General features: G+C 43.0%; 15 protein-coding genes. 10 read left to right on the top strand and 5 right to left on the bottom strand.

The annotated features are described in order from the left end of the window. Positions 1 to 39 precede the first annotated feature (39 nt). Positions 40 to 432: a hypothetical protein gene (locus RYL88_RS07045; protein WP_314990106.1), complete on the bottom strand. Its 393-nt coding sequence runs from the start codon at positions 430 to 432 to the stop codon at positions 40 to 42. A gap of 167 nt (positions 433 to 599) precedes the next feature. On the opposite strand from RYL88_RS07045, the gene RYL88_RS07040 reads away from it, so the two are divergent. From RYL88_RS07040 to RYL88_RS07015, 6 genes are all read left to right on the top strand, one after another. Beyond that, complete coding sequence (locus RYL88_RS07040; RefSeq protein WP_314990104.1) at positions 600 to 818, top strand: XRE family transcriptional regulator; 219 nt, start codon at positions 600 to 602, stop codon at positions 816 to 818. Positions 819 to 1,267: 449 nt separating this feature from the next. Continuing rightward, on the top strand, positions 1,268 to 1,618 hold the full coding sequence (locus tag RYL88_RS07035; protein WP_314990102.1) for a hypothetical protein: 351 nt from the start codon (positions 1,268 to 1,270) through the stop codon (positions 1,616 to 1,618). Between the two features lie 17 nt (positions 1,619 to 1,635). Further along, positions 1,636 to 1,980 (top strand): hypothetical protein, encoded by a 345-nt coding sequence (locus RYL88_RS07030; RefSeq protein WP_314990100.1) that lies wholly within the window; start codon positions 1,636 to 1,638, stop codon positions 1,978 to 1,980. 221 nt (positions 1,981 to 2,201) lie between these two features. Continuing rightward, positions 2,202 to 2,540 carry a M15 family metallopeptidase gene (locus tag RYL88_RS07025; RefSeq protein ID WP_314990099.1) on the top strand — a complete coding sequence of 113 codons (339 nt, stop codon included), beginning with the start codon at positions 2,202 to 2,204 and terminating at the stop codon, positions 2,538 to 2,540. A gap of 460 nt (positions 2,541 to 3,000) precedes the next feature. Then, positions 3,001 to 3,276, top strand: coding sequence for a hypothetical protein (locus tag RYL88_RS07020; protein ID WP_314990097.1), 276 nt, complete (start codon positions 3,001 to 3,003; stop codon positions 3,274 to 3,276). Then, the gene (locus tag RYL88_RS07015) at positions 3,273 to 3,851 is read left to right on the top strand and encodes a hypothetical protein (protein ID WP_314990095.1); all 579 of its coding nucleotides are present in this window, start codon (positions 3,273 to 3,275) and stop codon (positions 3,849 to 3,851) included. The genes RYL88_RS07020 and RYL88_RS07015 overlap by 4 nt, the downstream gene beginning before the upstream one ends. A gap of 358 nt (positions 3,852 to 4,209) precedes the next feature. Here the strand turns inward: RYL88_RS07015 and RYL88_RS07010 are convergent, their stop codons facing one another. The 4 genes from RYL88_RS07010 to alaS all read right to left on the bottom strand — a co-directional run bounded on the left by RYL88_RS07010 (position 4,210) and on the right by alaS (position 10,148). Next, positions 4,210 to 6,135: a PBP1A family penicillin-binding protein gene (locus tag RYL88_RS07010; protein WP_314990093.1), complete on the bottom strand. Its 1,926-nt coding sequence runs from the start codon at positions 6,133 to 6,135 to the stop codon at positions 4,210 to 4,212. After that, positions 6,132 to 6,677, bottom strand: coding sequence for a septum formation inhibitor Maf (maf, locus tag RYL88_RS07005; RefSeq protein ID WP_314990091.1), 546 nt, complete (start codon positions 6,675 to 6,677; stop codon positions 6,132 to 6,134). The genes RYL88_RS07010 and maf overlap by 4 nt, the downstream gene beginning before the upstream one ends. After that, on the bottom strand, positions 6,677 to 7,171 hold the full coding sequence (locus tag RYL88_RS07000) for a 3-isopropylmalate dehydratase (RefSeq protein WP_314990089.1): 495 nt from the start codon (positions 7,169 to 7,171) through the stop codon (positions 6,677 to 6,679). The genes maf and RYL88_RS07000 overlap by 1 nt, the downstream gene beginning before the upstream one ends. 427 nt (positions 7,172 to 7,598) lie before the next feature. After that, positions 7,599 to 10,148, bottom strand: a complete 2,550-nt coding sequence (gene alaS / locus RYL88_RS06995) for an alanine--tRNA ligase (protein ID WP_314990087.1) — start codon at positions 10,146 to 10,148, stop codon at positions 7,599 to 7,601. A 186-nt stretch (positions 10,149 to 10,334) separates the two neighbouring features. On the opposite strand from alaS, the gene RYL88_RS06990 reads away from it, so the two are divergent. The 4 genes from RYL88_RS06990 to RYL88_RS06975 form a co-directional block, all read left to right on the top strand. Next, positions 10,335 to 11,195: a Gfo/Idh/MocA family oxidoreductase gene (locus tag RYL88_RS06990; RefSeq protein ID WP_314990085.1), complete on the top strand. Its 861-nt coding sequence runs from the start codon at positions 10,335 to 10,337 to the stop codon at positions 11,193 to 11,195. Further along, a complete protein-coding gene (gene hemH, locus RYL88_RS06985; protein WP_314990083.1) occupies positions 11,192 to 12,124 on the top strand; it encodes a ferrochelatase in 933 nt (310 codons plus the stop codon). Before RYL88_RS06990 ends, hemH begins: the two co-directional genes overlap by 4 nt. Positions 12,125 to 12,164: 40 nt before the next feature. After that, positions 12,165 to 12,623: a response regulator gene (locus RYL88_RS06980; RefSeq protein WP_314990081.1), complete on the top strand. Its 459-nt coding sequence runs from the start codon at positions 12,165 to 12,167 to the stop codon at positions 12,621 to 12,623. A gap of 226 nt (positions 12,624 to 12,849) precedes the next feature. Further along, a partial coding sequence (locus RYL88_RS06975; protein WP_314990079.1) for a hypothetical protein occupies positions 12,850 to 14,254 on the top strand: 1,405 nt, incomplete at its 3' end.

Below are 14,254 nucleotides of genomic sequence, written 5' to 3'. Positions count from 1 at the left end.
ATTTGGTTGATTACTTTCCCTATATTTATTTTCATTTTTTTAATATTCAAAAGTTTCGTTCTCGTATTCCCATTCCGTAACTTTTAAATATCCGTATCCTACTACCCACGTTGCTAATATATCGCCGTTTTCTAGTAGTAGAAAGTGGTCTATACTTCCATTTCCTGCTGGTTGTTTATTCCCTCGGAATGTGTGTGATATATAGTATTTTTCGCTATTTGTTTTTGATGATATAGTTTTATATATTCTTTTTGTTTTTCCCGTATTTATATCGTATTCGTCCCACGCTACTGCGTCTCCGTCGCTTATATAGTGGTGCCTTCTTAGCTGGCTATTATAATATCTTACGAAATATTCCCCTTTTTTATCTTTGCTTTTTCTGTGTTTATCTGTTACTCTTACATTGTATGAGCCGCTCACTATGTTTTCCATTTTTTTCTCCTTTGTTTTTTTGGATTATGTGTCATAATCCTTTTTATTTATGTTAAAATTATAGCATAATGACACTTATATCTAACTTAAAATTATATCATTATCCTATTTTTATTTGACTTTATTTTATCATTATGCTATTATTCTATTATTTTTAAGGAGTTTTTGTGGATAAAAATGAGTTTCAGGAATTGTTATCAAAAACGGGCTTAAATAAACGCGAGCTTGCGGAGCTGGTCGGTATTCCCTACGCTACCGTCAACGGTTGGGGGTCAAAGGTTCCGTATCCGCCTTATGCTCGCTTTTTGCTTGAGGCGGTTATCAAAATTCAAACTTTGGAAAAAGTCGTTAAAGCCGTCGAGCCGATTTTAAAGGATAAGATTTAGCCTTTTTTTTCTTTCCCCGCCAAGCTTCAGGCGCTCTGCGCCGTCGGAGCTTGGCGATCTTTTCCCCTGCTTTTCTCTTTCCTTTTTGGCTTTTTTCCTCTCTCCGTTGCTTCTTAGCTTTCCCTTTCGGACTTTTTTTATCTTAAAACCGGGGCATCTTTCCATCCCTAGATGCCGCTTGCACGAGCTACCCGCAAAGCGACTTTAGCTTTTTCGTTCGTGGCTTGTATTCCTTAAACTTTAGTCTATCGTGGATTAAACTGCTGAGCGGCGTCGCTTTGGCTCGTGCTAGCGTAAATCTCGGACTGCTTAGACTTGCTTGCTCTTTCGTTCAAACCTTGATTTCTTGGTCTTTCCCGTGAATGATAAAGCAAGTTTGTATTATGTTTGATAGTATTTCATCGTTTATGCGGCATAAAGCAAAAAATAAAACTCAAGGAGTGAAGAGAATGCTAAGGCAAACAATCAAGGGTTTAAAAACCTTAAACGTTTCTGCTATCGGTGCGACTGATGGCGACACTACGGCGTTAATCGGCATAATGGCTGGTAAGGTAGAAAAATTTAAAAACGTTGGCGAGGGTGGCACGGCTGTAGCCGCAATTCCTAATCCTCTAAATAAAAAAAGTATAGTTGTGGGTAAAAAGGACGCTACGGGTAGACTTTCAACAATGTTTAGCGTTCCGCACGTCAAGGCCTCTAAGACCTTTAAAGACTTGCTAGCGGACATAAAAGGTAAGTTTGACTGTGACTACGTCCTAACCACAAAATGCGAATACGCTAAACTAAAATTTGACGCATAAGAAAGAGAGGTATAAAAATGGCTAAATCACTAATAAGAAATACGCTAGGCAGTCGCACGTTTGGCTTCGCAGTTCCTGCTGACGGAGCTACGGCGAAAACGTTCGCAGATAATAACCTAGACGGCAAATATGTCGTATATGAGGTTGAAAGCACTTCGGGCAACGATGTCGTTACTGACCTTTGGGATGTAACAGTTACGGGAAAATCCGCTACTACAAAAGGCAAACATACGTTCCAATTTTATGCGGATTTTAGCAAAACCGAGGACGAGATACGCACTGCGCTTCTAAACAAAACCTTTAACGGGGTTAAGTTTGAAGAAGTGTTTATCACTAATATGACCCCCGTAACTATTGCGTAAGAAATGCAAGCAAGCTTCATAGTTGAATATATCGAGCCGTTGATAACTTTAACGGCTCTATTCTTTACTATAATAAATTGGATAATCTCGCAAAGGCTTAACGCCTTTAATCAAAAATTATCTTTATTTGAAAAATCTTTCAGTGAAGATATATCAAATCTCGAAAAGAAAATTGACAAAATTTACGATTTATTCCTCAATCAAAACGTAAGGCTACACAGATGACGCTCGGACAAAATCAAGAAAAATTTACTCAAGACTTAGCAAAATTGCTAAACCACTTAATCGACAATGGCTATGCCGTAAGAATAGGCGAAGTTGAGCGCACGCAGGCACAGCAAGAAATCTATATCAAAGAGGGCAAGTCAAAAACAAATAACTCAATGCACCTCAAAAGATGTGCCGCCGATCTACACGTCTTTAAAAACGGCGAGTGGCTGCAAAGCAAAACCCAGCTTCAAAGCATTGGCGACTATTGGGAAAGCTTAGATCAAAGCAACCGTTGGGGCGGTAACTTCAAAAGCTTTATAGATACGCCTCACTTTGAGAGGCAATGCTAACAAAAAAATAAAAAAAATAAAACATTAACCTAAGCCCGATATAATCGGGTTTTTCAAAACTTCATAAACTCTATTATCAAAATGACCCCTTGACAAAAGTCTTAAAATCTTTGTCAAGCGGCGGCAAATCTAAAAAATAAAAATACGGTTACGCCTTTGCAACCAAATTTAAGCTCGAATTTGGGCGCTTTACAGGATTAAATTTTTAAAATGACTGGCTGTGGACGCAAAATTTCAAGCTGAGATGAAAGAGCTGGACGAGAAATTTGCCGCAATCTCTTAGGACGCAAAAAGTTGGTACGATAAGCATAGGTTTATCAGACGGGCGATTATGACGTATCGGTCGTTGACGTTTGTCGTTTTTTTATCTTTTTGCGATTTTGGTGCCGTATGTGAAATCATTTTTTGTAAATAGCGACATAGAATTGCCGCCTGAATTTTTAGCTATATTCGGGGCGCTATGATGATAGTTGCGCCTATTTTTTGGGCGTTTTATGTTTTAAGGCGAGATCAAACCAAGCGATACAGCTATCTTTTTGTGAGGGATCAGTGGGATAGCTTCCTGGCTTTTAGGATAGAAAATTTTGCCAGCATAGTTTTGATTTTATATCCGATTTTGCTTATTATCGGGTCGTTTTTCCCAGGTGGCAGTAGCGGATATGGCATTTATGCGTTTTATACGGCCTTGTCGTGGCTCCGATTTGCTTGCTTGTTTTTGCCGTATGCTACTCTTTGAACATAAGCTCATATGAGCCCGCACCCGAAGATGCAGATCTGCGCAGGGAGTCCGGTCTAGCTCAAAGCGCGAAGTCTGCTAAGGAAAGACTCTGCGAGCTAAACGACCTGGACGCGGAATTTGATCAAATACCTTGGCATCTAAAAAACCGTTACGACGTCCATAGGCTTATCAGGCGCGCTAGTATGGCATTTATCGGATTTACGCTCATGGTTTCGTGGTTTGCGGGCTTTATAGGAAACATCTTAGGAGTTGCATACCTTGCCGTGGTGCTGATTTTGCCGTATATTTTCACGAAAATTTACCTAAAAAGCTACCCTACGAAAAAATACAGCAAATTTTTTATAAAAAATCAGCGACTTTGCTTGGCGATTTTTACGGTTGAAAATTTAGCTAGCATTGCTTTAATCTTGTATCCGCTTGTGCTCATAATAGCGGCTCTAATCGCTAGAAATGACGAAAAGACGATGAGCTTGCTTTTGGGCGGTTCAAACGTATTATCGGCTTGTCTGGTTATTTTTGCGGCATGCTATCTGTTTAACCGAAGTACGTATATCCCAAAGGACGAGGCGTGATTAAATCAAAGCATGCTTGACGCGGTTTTTGCCGGGACGCGACAGGACTGTAATTCGGACGGATTTGTAAATTTAGCTCGCCTAAACCCGGTTTGGCAGGCAAGCCTAAATTTGACGAGACTTGCCATCCGCGCTAAAAAGCGTTAAATTTAACGCGACTAAAACCTGAAAGCGGGCTTTAAATTCGGGTCTAAATAAATTCAAATTCGACCGCGTAGCGGAACTTGGTTTTAAAGTATGTGTCAAATTTGAACAAGCTAGGGGCGTTATAGCTTTGACGAACGGTTTAAATTTAACGAATCAGCGGTTAAATTTGCATAGCAAATCGCTCAAATTTAGCCGACTCTATTTACGAAATTTAAAAAATCAGTCCCTCGTCGTCTTGTTTTATTAACATATCCTGGGCGTCGGGTTTAGGCACGGGCGAGATCTTCGTATAGATCTCCGCTAAGCCCTCGTGCGCGGTATGAAAGACGCCTTCTGGCTCGATGAAGGTTTTTTGTTTTAGCGGGTACTCCTTCATATAGCTTTCCATAAATTTCTTAAACACCGGAGCCGCCGTGCGTCCGCCGCCCTCGACCTTTCTCATCGGCGTATTATCGTCGTTGCCGTACCACACTAGCACCTCGACCTCGGGCGTAAATCCGCAAAACCACGCATCGACGTTATTATTCGTCGTACCCGTTTTACCCGCGACTTGCACGCCGTTTAGCCTGGCGTTTTGCCCGGTGCCGCGCTCTACGACCGTCCTCATCATATCGGTCATCAGATATGCCTGCTCGGGTTCCGTAACAAATACGCGTGCAGGCTCGAAAACGGCTTCTAAATTTTGATAGTTTATAATGCGTTTTATGAGGCTTGGCTCCACGATCTCGCCGCTGTTTGGAAACATCGAGTAAAATTTGGCAAACTCTAACGGCGAGATACCGAAGCTACCAAGCGCGATGGAGAGGTTTTTAGGGATGTTTTTAAAGCCCATCTCGGTTAGCTTTTTATAAGCCGTGTCAAGCCCGATCTCGTCGAGTAAATTTATCGTAGCGAGGTTGCGCGACTGGCGTAGAGCCTCTCGCAGCGTGATATAGCCCTGGAAGCCGCCGCTATAGTTTTTCGGTCGCCACTCGTACTGGCTGCCTTCGTTAAAAACCCTTGATATATCAGCAGCCTTGCTCATCGGCGAGTAGCCCATGTCTAGGGCGACCTGATAGATAAAGGGCTTAAAGCTGGAGCCCGGCTGGCGCATACTCTGCGTGGCGCGGTTGTAGCTGCTTTTGGCGTAGTCTACGCCGCCTACTAGTGCGAGGATCTCGCCCGTTTTAGGTAGCGTAACGACGATAGCGCCGTTTAGGATACTGGCGTTTGCATCTTTGTTGCGTTTTAGTATCTCGTTGTAGCCGTATTTTAGCGCCTCAGATGCCATATCTTGCACCTTTAAATCAACGCTGGTTTCGATGACGTAGCCGCCGGTTTTTATGTCCTCAAAGCGCTTTGAGGCCTCTTTTAGCACCTCGTCCACGATATACGGGGCTTTGTTTTGCGTGAGGGTGTCGTCAAAAACTACGGGCTGCTCGACTAGCGCGGCTTTGTACTCTGCGTCGCTGATCCAGCCTAGCGCGTTCATCCTTGCTATGACGTTATTTGCGCGGCTAAGCGATAGATCTAGGTGGCGGGTCGGGTCGTAGGTGCTAGGCGCTTTTGGCAAGCCCACTAGGATAGCGATCTCTTTTAGCGTGAGCTCGTCAAGCTCCTTTCTAAAGTATCCCTTCGCCGCGGTTTTTATGCCGTGATAGCCGTGTCCTAGATAGACGTGATTTAGATAGCGCTCTAAAATTTGTTCTTTGGTTAGCTCGTTTTCCAGTTTCATCGAGATGATCATCTCTTTTAGCTTACGAGTTAGCTTTTTTTCTCTGGTTAATACCATGTTTTTAACGAGCTGCTGCGTTAGCGTGCTAGCGCCCTCTACTAGTTTGCCCGCTTTTATGTCCTTAACGATAGCTCGCGTGATGGCCTCAGGGTTTACGCCGCCGTGTTCAAAAAAACTCGTATCCTCGATCGCTACTAGCGCCTCTATGACGCGCGGCGGGATGTCCTCGTACTTGACGTAGATTCTATTTTCGTCAAAGATATTTGCGATGAGTTCGCCGTTTCTATCGTAAATTTGAGTCGTGAGCTTTGGCTTAAAATCAATAATATTTGACGCATCAAAGGTAACTTGCGAGTAAAGATACGCAAACGCCGCGCTTAGCGAAACAAAGATAATAAACAAAATAGAAGCTAGAATTCTCATAAAAACGCCTTTAGAATTTTCATGTTTAGCCCCATTGCGGTGCTAGTTTCGCCGTTTTGGCTTAGGATGTATTTTTTGTTGAAATTTTCTATCGTCATGGCTCCTGCCTTGCCCCGCCAAATATCGCCCGATAGGTAGTTTTGCAAGTCGGCTTCGTCAAATTTAGCAAATTTATACTCGGCAAAGCTTACGTTAAAAAGCTCGAATTTCTCGCCTAAAAATATCATTGCGGTTACGATCCTAGCGGTATTTTTGCTTTGCATTTTTAGCATTTTAAAAGCTTCATTTTCGTCTTTTGCTTTGCCTAAAATTTTATCGTCGCATACGACGACGCTATCGGCGAAAACGACGTTTTTTACGCCGCTGTTTGCCTTTAAAAACTGCTCTTTTTTTGCTGCGACTATCTTTTGGACGTAAACGTGCGGCGGTAAATTTTTATCTACGCCGCCCTCGTCGTAGTTAAAGAAAATTTGCTCGAAATTTATTCCGCTTTGCTTTAAAATTTTTGCTCGCGTTTGCGAACTTGAGGCCAAAAAAATCATCAAAACTCCCTATATGCTATGCCAAGATACGTCGCTAGCAGCGCAAACGCGACGTTTAGCGGGATGAAATAATAAATCGTAACGATGAGATTCTCGTGAAGCTCGACGTATTCGCTATTTTTAAATGCTTTTACGGCCTTGTTTAGACGGTAAGTAACATAAATTATATTTAGAAGCAAAAAGCCGTAAAGAGCCCACTTCGTCGTTAAAACCGTGTCTAGCATAGGATCGGCGGTTTTTGCCGCGCTTTCCTTAGCCAGCATCGGGCCTGTCGCGCCTATGATTAAAATCGATCCGTAAACCGCGTATCCTAGGCGTTTCATCATCGAGATTATCGTCTCGTAGCTCTGCGCGTCGTTGCCTAAATTCTTCATAAAAAATTTAGCCATTAGTAAAAAATTCGCCTGAAATCCGATAAAAACGATAACCGCAAGGATATGGATGAAAGGCAAGGCGTTATCGATTCTTGCAAAAGCTATATTAAATTCAGGCATTTGCCCCCTTTGATTTTAAAATTTGTTTGTGTTAAATTTACCCTTGTCGGCGCCGAAATTTAACGACTTAATGCGCGGACAAAATTTTGAGCTCGCTTTAAAAGTTATTAACTTCGCACATCTTTGCTTTAAATTTAAGCCTAGAAATCAAACAAATTCGGTTTTTTATTTATCCGCTTTGAAACTCGCTTTAAGCCCCTTGAGATCAAATTTAGCCGGATTTTGGGTTAAATTTTACGACTATTTTTGAGCTCATTTTTAAACTTTAATTTAATAAAATTGACGCTACAAACCAGCCCGTTAAATTTACCGACTTTCGACTATTTTAATCTAGCCTAGTTAAAGGCAGCTCAAATTTGCTTTAAATTTTACGCCTCAAAACCGCGGTCAAATTTAAGCGATTTTCTTAAATTTGACCGACGCGAGATTATTTTTCAAGCCTCGTTTTAGCAAACTCTAACGCCTGCCTAACCGCATCCTCGATAGCTAGTACGTTTTTACCGCCTGCGGTTGCGAAATCATCCTTGCCGCCGCCGTTTCCGCCTAAAATTTGCGCCGTAAATTTGACCCATTCGCCCGCTTTTAAAGCCGCATTTTTCACGCCTGCGGCCAGAGCGATTTTGCCCTCTTCGTTTACTTGCACGAGCAGGATCGCCGCCTTTTCGTTCTCGTTTTTAAACTCGTCTATCGTGGCTTTTATATCGCCGCCGTCAAGCACCGCGACGCAAAGCTTTGTCTCGTTTACGTTCACCACCGCTAGCGCGTGCGCGTCTTTGGCTTGCTTGCTCTTGTCTTTTAGGCTTTTTATCTCGGCTTTTAGTTTTTTTACCGCATTCATCGGCTCGGCGCTTTTTAGCTCGGTTTTTAGCTCTTCGATCTCGCCGCGCCAGGCTTTTGCTAGATTTAGCGCGGCCTTAGAGCACACAGCCTCGATCCTACGCACGCCCGCGCTCACGCCGCCTTCTTTGGTGATGAAAAACGCACCGATTTGGCTTAAATTTGCCACGTGTGTACCGCCGCAAAGCTCCTTGCTAACCTCGCCGAAGCTTAGCACGCGCACCTTGTCGGCGTATTTTTCGCCAAATAGCGCGATCGCGCCGCTGTTTTTAGCGTCCTCTACGTCCATTATCTCCGTTTTTGCCGCGATGTTCTCGGCGATTGCGCTGTTTACGAAATTTTCGATCTTCGTTAGCTCCTCTGCCGTTACGGCCTTTGGATGCGAGAAGTCAAATCTGAGTCTGTTTGCCTCGACGCTAGATCCAGCCTGCGCGATATGCGTTCCCAGAACGCTTCTAAGCGCGGCATGGAGTAGATGCGTGGCGCTGTGGTGGCGTGCGATCTCGGCTCTTTGCTCGCTTACTTTTAGCTTCACGGAGTCGCCGACTTTAAGCTCTTTTTTAACCGCGACGTTTGATAAATTTAGTCCGAAAAACTTCTGCGTATCTAGCACGTCGGCCGCGCCTACGATCTCGCCGCTATCGCCCGCCTGGCCGCCGCTTTGGGCGTAAAAAGGCGTCACGTCAAACATCGCCCAGCCTTGTTCGCCGGATTTTAAAATTTGAGTTTCTTTAAAGTCCTCGTCAAGCAACGCTAAAACCTTGCTCGTGCGCTCAAGCTCCTCGTAGCCGCTAAATTTATTTTCGCCGAATTTCTCTAAAAGCGCCTTAAAATCGCCCTTTGCGCTCTTGTCGCCGCTGCCTTTCCAAGCAGCCTTAGCGCGCGCTTTTTGCTCGCTCATTAGCTCGTCAAATTTAGCTTCGTCTACTTTGAGTCCTTTTTCGCGTAGCATATCGGCCGTGAGATCTAGCGGAAATCCAAAAGTATCGTAAAGCTTAAACGCAGCCTCGCCGCTAAAAATATCTTTCGTGCGCGCTAGCTCGCTCTCAAAAAGCTCGAGTCCGCTTGCGATCGTGGCTAAAAATCTCTCTTCTTCGAGCCTGATTTGCTCTTTTACCGCCGCCTTTTTCTCGTTTAGGTAGGCGTAGTGGCCGCCCATTAGCTCGCAGACTTTATCGACGAGACGGTACATAAATGGCTCTTTTATACCTAGTAGATATCCGTGGCGTATCGCGCGGCGTAGAATACGGCGAAGCACGTAGCCGCGGCCCTCTTTGTCAAATGTAGTGCCCTGAGCCAGCAGGAAAGTCACCGAGCGGATGTGGTCGCTGATGACGCGGTAGCTAGCGCCGCTCTCATACGCGTACGGCTTGCCGCAAAGCGCGGCTACTTCGTTTATAAGCGGCATAAAAAGCGAGCTGTCGTAGTTGCTAAATTTGCCTTCCATTATCGCTGTGACGCGCTCAAGCCCCATGCCCGTGTCGATGCTAGGCTTTGGTAGCGGAGTTAGCTTGCCGTCGCTGCTGCGCTCGTATTGCATGAAAACTAGGTTCCAAATTTCAAGAAATCTGTCGCCGTCGCCGCCCATGTAGTCCTCAGGCGTGTTAAAGTGCTCGCCGCCTTGGTCGTAAAAGATCTCCGAGCACGGTCCGCACGGTCCCGTATCGCCCATCTGCCAGAAGTTATCGTGATCGCCGAATCTATAAATGCGCTCCTTTGCGATGTGTTGCTCCCATAGCGCAAACGCCTCGTCGTCGCTCTCGTGAACGGTGACGTATAGGCAGTCTTTTGGTAGTTTTAGTACCTGCGTCACAAACTCCCACGCATACGCGATCGCGTCTTTTTTAAAGTACTCGCCGAAGCTAAAATTTCCCAGCATCTCAAAAAACGTGTGGTGGCGCGCGGTGTAGCCGACGTTGTCTAGGTCGTTGTGCTTGCCGCCTGCGCGGATGCAGGTCTGACAGCTCGTGCGTATGGGCGGGGTAGGGCGCGGTACTTCGCCGGTGAAAATGCTCTTAAACGGCACCATGCCCGCGTTTGTAAAAAGTAGCGTAGCGTCGTTTGGCACTAGCGGCGCGGACGGGATGATCTCATGACCTTTGCTTGCGAAAAAATTTAAATAAGCCTCTCTAATATCCATCGTTTTTCCTGATTTAAAGTTTTAAAATAGGGCTGATTTTATCATAAATTTGATAAAACTTGTTTGAGGTTAAGCAATAAAAACGGTTGTAAAAAAGACTAAAAAATCTAAAAATAGGGCGCATTATCCGTTTAATTACCGTTTTTTACTATAATTATTTCAAAAACAATAAAATTTGGGATTAATATGAAGAAAAAAGTTGCGATTATAGGCTTTACGGGTAACGCCAAAATTTATTACAATGAGTTGCGTCGCTCGGAAAACTTCGAGCTGGTTGGAATATTTGACGGAGTGCAAAATCACGAAATTTGCACGCGCATACCGTTTTATAACAACATAAACGATCTTTTAAGCTCCGTTAAAATCGACGCCATAATCGTCACCGACACGCACAAGCACCTAAATTTAATACCAAAGTGCCTAAATTTTATAAAATTTATCATGCTTGATCCGTGGCTTTGCAAATCAGGCGAGATAAGAGAATTAAAATACTGCTTTAAGCCCCAAAATATCGGTGCTTACGTAGCTTTTACGGATAGGTTTAATCCCGTGATAGCCTCTATAAAAAAGGAGCTGGCTAAAGAAAGGGAAATTTTCTCGCTAAATATCTCGCGCGGGTTTAACAAAGGCGTAAATTTACAGCTGGAAATTTTACAAAACGTCGATTTAGCAAGGTTTGTAACGGGTAGCGAAGTGGTGTTTGGCAACAAAATCTCTATCCAAAATGAAGACAAAAGAAGCGAAACCGATGCGCTTTTTCAGCTTAAATTTAAAAATCAAACCTTAGCCAGCGTTCACAACTCGAAGCGATTTAAAGCCGAGCGATTTACGATCGAATTCGCCGCGAGTGGAGGCGTGTATTTCGGCGATATGTCGGGCCTTAAGCTAAACAAATATACTCTTGAGGGGCAACAAAATTTGAAAGTTTATGGCGACGTTTCGCCGGCTAAAGCATTGTTTGCAGAGTTTTACCAGGCTTGTTGCGGCGCAAAAAGCGATCTAAGCACGCTTGAAGATGCGCTAAAGGCTCAGGAGATTTGCGAATGAGGCTTATTTTGCTACTAAATATGGGCGGGCCAAACGACCTTAGCGAGGTTGAAGTCTTTTTAAAAAATATGTTTAACGACCCCTGTATTTTGGGGATAAAAAGCCAGCTCTTGCGTAAATTCGTTGCATTTGCGATAACAAAATCGCGCCTAAAAACCGCGCAAAATAACTACCGCCAAATCGGCGGCAAGTCGCCTATCTGCGAGCTTACGGCTAGGCTTTGCGGTAAAATTTCGCATTTTTTAAACGGCGACGAGACGGCGGCATTTGCGATGAATTATACGCCGCCTTTTGCAAAGGATGTTTTGGCCGAGTTTGCGCAGGCCTCGGAGATCGTCGTTTTTCCGCTATACCCGCATCACTCTATCACCACCGTGACATCAAGCCTAAACGACTTTAATAAGGCGTGCCGCGAGCTAAATTTACAAGCAAAAATAAAAATCGTCGAGCCGTTTTTTGCGGATGATAGATATAACGAAATCATCGCAGACTGTATCGAAAAAAGCGCGCGTAATCTAAATACGGATGATATAACGCTAGTATTTTCGGCGCACTCTTTGCCGCAAAAAATCATTGATGCAGGCGATATTTACGAGGAGCACGTCAAGCGGCACGTTCAAATCTTAACCGAAATTTTGGAAAAGAGAGGGGTTAAATTTAAGCAAACGATGCTGGCGTATCAGTCAAGACTAGGTCCCGTAAAATGGCTCGAACCCTCTCTAAACCAGGTATTAGCCGAGCTAAAAGATAAAAAAGCGCTCATCTATCCGATCTCGTTTTGTATCGATAACTCCGAAACCGTTTTTGAGCTATCAAAGGAATTTAAGCATATTGCAGACGAGCTAAAATTTGATTTTTACGACGTTGTAGACTGTCCAAACGATAATGAAAAATTTGCTAAATTTATCGCAGATAGAGCTAAGGAATAAAATTTGCTTGCGATAATGTATCTTTTATAAAGGATGCGAAATGACGATCGAAGAGCAAAAATTTATCCAAAAGATTTTGGCCGAGCTTGCGCAAAAAGTTGCTGAAAAGAGTGCAAAAGCGGCAAATGAGGGCGACTTTGAAAAGGAGCTTAAAAGAGCTGCAGAGCCGGTGAAAACCTCCAAAGAGCCAGATGTGGAGGGCTTTAAAAGGACTCTTGCCGAACTTGGCGCGGCTGGATATTTATCGCAGATGAACGAACAAAAAATCCAAGAAAAACTAAGAGCCAAAAAAGAGGAGCTGATGGAAGCTCTGGGGCTAAATACCGATATGAAAAAAAGCCTAAGAGACGAGCTTGAAGCCGTGTTAGACGAGCTTTTGACTAAATACGAAAAAGAGCTACGAGCTAGTTTGCAAAGCAATTCTTTGCTAGAAAAACAGCAAGCTTTGCAAAATAAAAATCCATCAATGCTAGGCTCTGCTCTGCTGGGAATCGTGTAAATTTTAACCTAAAAAATCGTAACCAGAAAGATTTTTAATTTTACTATTTTTCTATGAGGATGACTTCAATGTCCATATCGTACGCTTTTAAAATTTTACCTTTTAGAAAATGCCTATATTTCTTTTTAAAATTTTCAAGAAAATTAGAATTTTTTCAAATTTCAGCGGAATAAAAAAGAAAAAACGGAATAATTAGTTTTAAAAATATTCAAAAAAGGAGAACAAAATGAAAATTATGCAAATCATACTTCTATGTTTTGTTTTGCTAGGTTCTTTAAACGCCAAGACGAAAAAGAACTACACGGTAGACGAACTTAGTCGTAAGCTGTGCTACGCTGAACTCATAGAGTACATGAATGGATCAGGTAATTTTGTAAGGGTACCTGCTGGGGGAATTAGCCTACAAGTAGGAACTCCCATTAGAACTACGGTTGGCGTTATGTATGAAAATTCTGATCCCGATATCGTTGGGGCTACTGCAGACGTTAGGTATCAGAATTATAATATAACGTATGATAGCCCTAGGGAGTCAAGTAACGTAGGAGGCGGAGCTACCCCTAGAGGAACGGATAGATCGGTATGGAGCGGGTATCCTGCGTTTTCAAACTCGGGCTTTCAGCCTGGCTATGAAGGTATGGTTAACGATTCGGATCGTTATGAAAATGGCTTTTATCATAAAGCCGGTTTGTCCAGTGATCAATATAATAGTATGAGAATGGGGTTTTTAGGTAATAGGATTTTTTATAAAGAGCATTATGATAAGTTAAACTATGTATGGAAACCTAATGAATATAGCGTAGCGGCTAATTTTTATTTGGATTATCGTAAGGCAAAGGGGGCTTATTCTAGTAATATAAATGGAGTATATCCATCCCTTTCGCATCTTGGATGGAATATGCAATCTGATAAAATAAATTTGGTTACATACTCCGGAAAACTAAGAAAATGTAGAAACGCTCCAAGCTATAACATCACTCCGACTTGGGGCAATATCCCAAGCGGTAAATATAACTATATACAGTACATAAATACGGTCGGATATATGGTTTATGATAATGAAGGGTATTTTAGAGTAACTAATGTCAACTACAATCCATATAATCCAAGCGCACATCCGGATCAAAAACTTTATACTATAGTCGCCGGAAATAATAAGTTTAAGAACAGATTTAGAATAGTCCACTTCGATAAGTATGGTAACCCATCTGGTTATAATGGGCCAATATATGTCAGGGTGGGTTTTGGTAGCATATATGGAGACATGAATTCAAACAGTGCAAACACTATATATGATGCTTCTGGAAATTTGATACAGGAAAATACGCCTATTAATTTTAATGGCGTACACATGGATATTTTATTGGATACATCCAATCTCCCTATACTGCCACGGGGGCATACGTTTGTTATAGCAAAGCCGGGTACTAAATCCCAGTATGCTTCAGCGAACTCGGATACTTTTATCATAAGGCCAAGCGGCGTAAAAATGAAAATAGGCTTTAATCGTTCTGGATACGTAAAATCAAGGCCTACGGCCGGCGTTCCGGTAGGTAATTTTGATAATTACGGATACTACTCCATGCCGTATAATGAGTTTCGCGCTATACCGGTCGGCGTAGACGGTAAAGAGG

Origin of the sequence: uncultured Campylobacter sp. (assembly GCF_963517995.1) — a bacterium.
In the GTDB taxonomy this organism is placed as follows: Bacteria; Campylobacterota; Campylobacteria; order Campylobacterales; family Campylobacteraceae; genus Campylobacter_A.
The sequence above is the reverse complement of the archived record's forward strand: the minus strand, read 5'-3'. Positions and strand labels throughout refer to the sequence as shown.

What these genes read in the sequence shown, in the direction of transcription:
- RYL88_RS07045 (WP_314990106.1), bottom strand. Translation starts at nt 432, where the DNA reads ATGGAAAACATAGTGAGCGGCTCATACAATGTAAGAGTAACAGATAAA.
- RYL88_RS07035 (WP_314990102.1), top strand. Translation starts at nt 1,268, where the DNA reads ATGCTAAGGCAAACAATCAAGGGTTTAAAAACCTTAAACGTTTCTGCT.
- RYL88_RS07030 (WP_314990100.1), top strand. Translation starts at nt 1,636, where the DNA reads ATGGCTAAATCACTAATAAGAAATACGCTAGGCAGTCGCACGTTTGGC.
- RYL88_RS07025 (WP_314990099.1), top strand. Translation starts at nt 2,202, where the DNA reads ATGACGCTCGGACAAAATCAAGAAAAATTTACTCAAGACTTAGCAAAA.
- RYL88_RS07020 (WP_314990097.1), top strand. Translation starts at nt 3,001, where the DNA reads ATGATGATAGTTGCGCCTATTTTTTGGGCGTTTTATGTTTTAAGGCGA.
- RYL88_RS07010 (WP_314990093.1), bottom strand. Translation starts at nt 6,135, where the DNA reads ATGAGAATTCTAGCTTCTATTTTGTTTATTATCTTTGTTTCGCTAAGC.
- maf (WP_314990091.1), bottom strand. Translation starts at nt 6,677, where the DNA reads ATGATTTTTTTGGCCTCAAGTTCGCAAACGCGAGCAAAAATTTTAAAG.
- RYL88_RS07000 (WP_314990089.1), bottom strand. Translation starts at nt 7,171, where the DNA reads ATGCCTGAATTTAATATAGCTTTTGCAAGAATCGATAACGCCTTGCCT.
- alaS (WP_314990087.1), bottom strand. Translation starts at nt 10,148, where the DNA reads ATGGATATTAGAGAGGCTTATTTAAATTTTTTCGCAAGCAAAGGTCAT.
- RYL88_RS06990 (WP_314990085.1), top strand. Translation starts at nt 10,335, where the DNA reads ATGAAGAAAAAAGTTGCGATTATAGGCTTTACGGGTAACGCCAAAATT.
- hemH (WP_314990083.1), top strand. Translation starts at nt 11,192, where the DNA reads ATGAGGCTTATTTTGCTACTAAATATGGGCGGGCCAAACGACCTTAGC.
- RYL88_RS06980 (WP_314990081.1), top strand. Translation starts at nt 12,165, where the DNA reads ATGACGATCGAAGAGCAAAAATTTATCCAAAAGATTTTGGCCGAGCTT.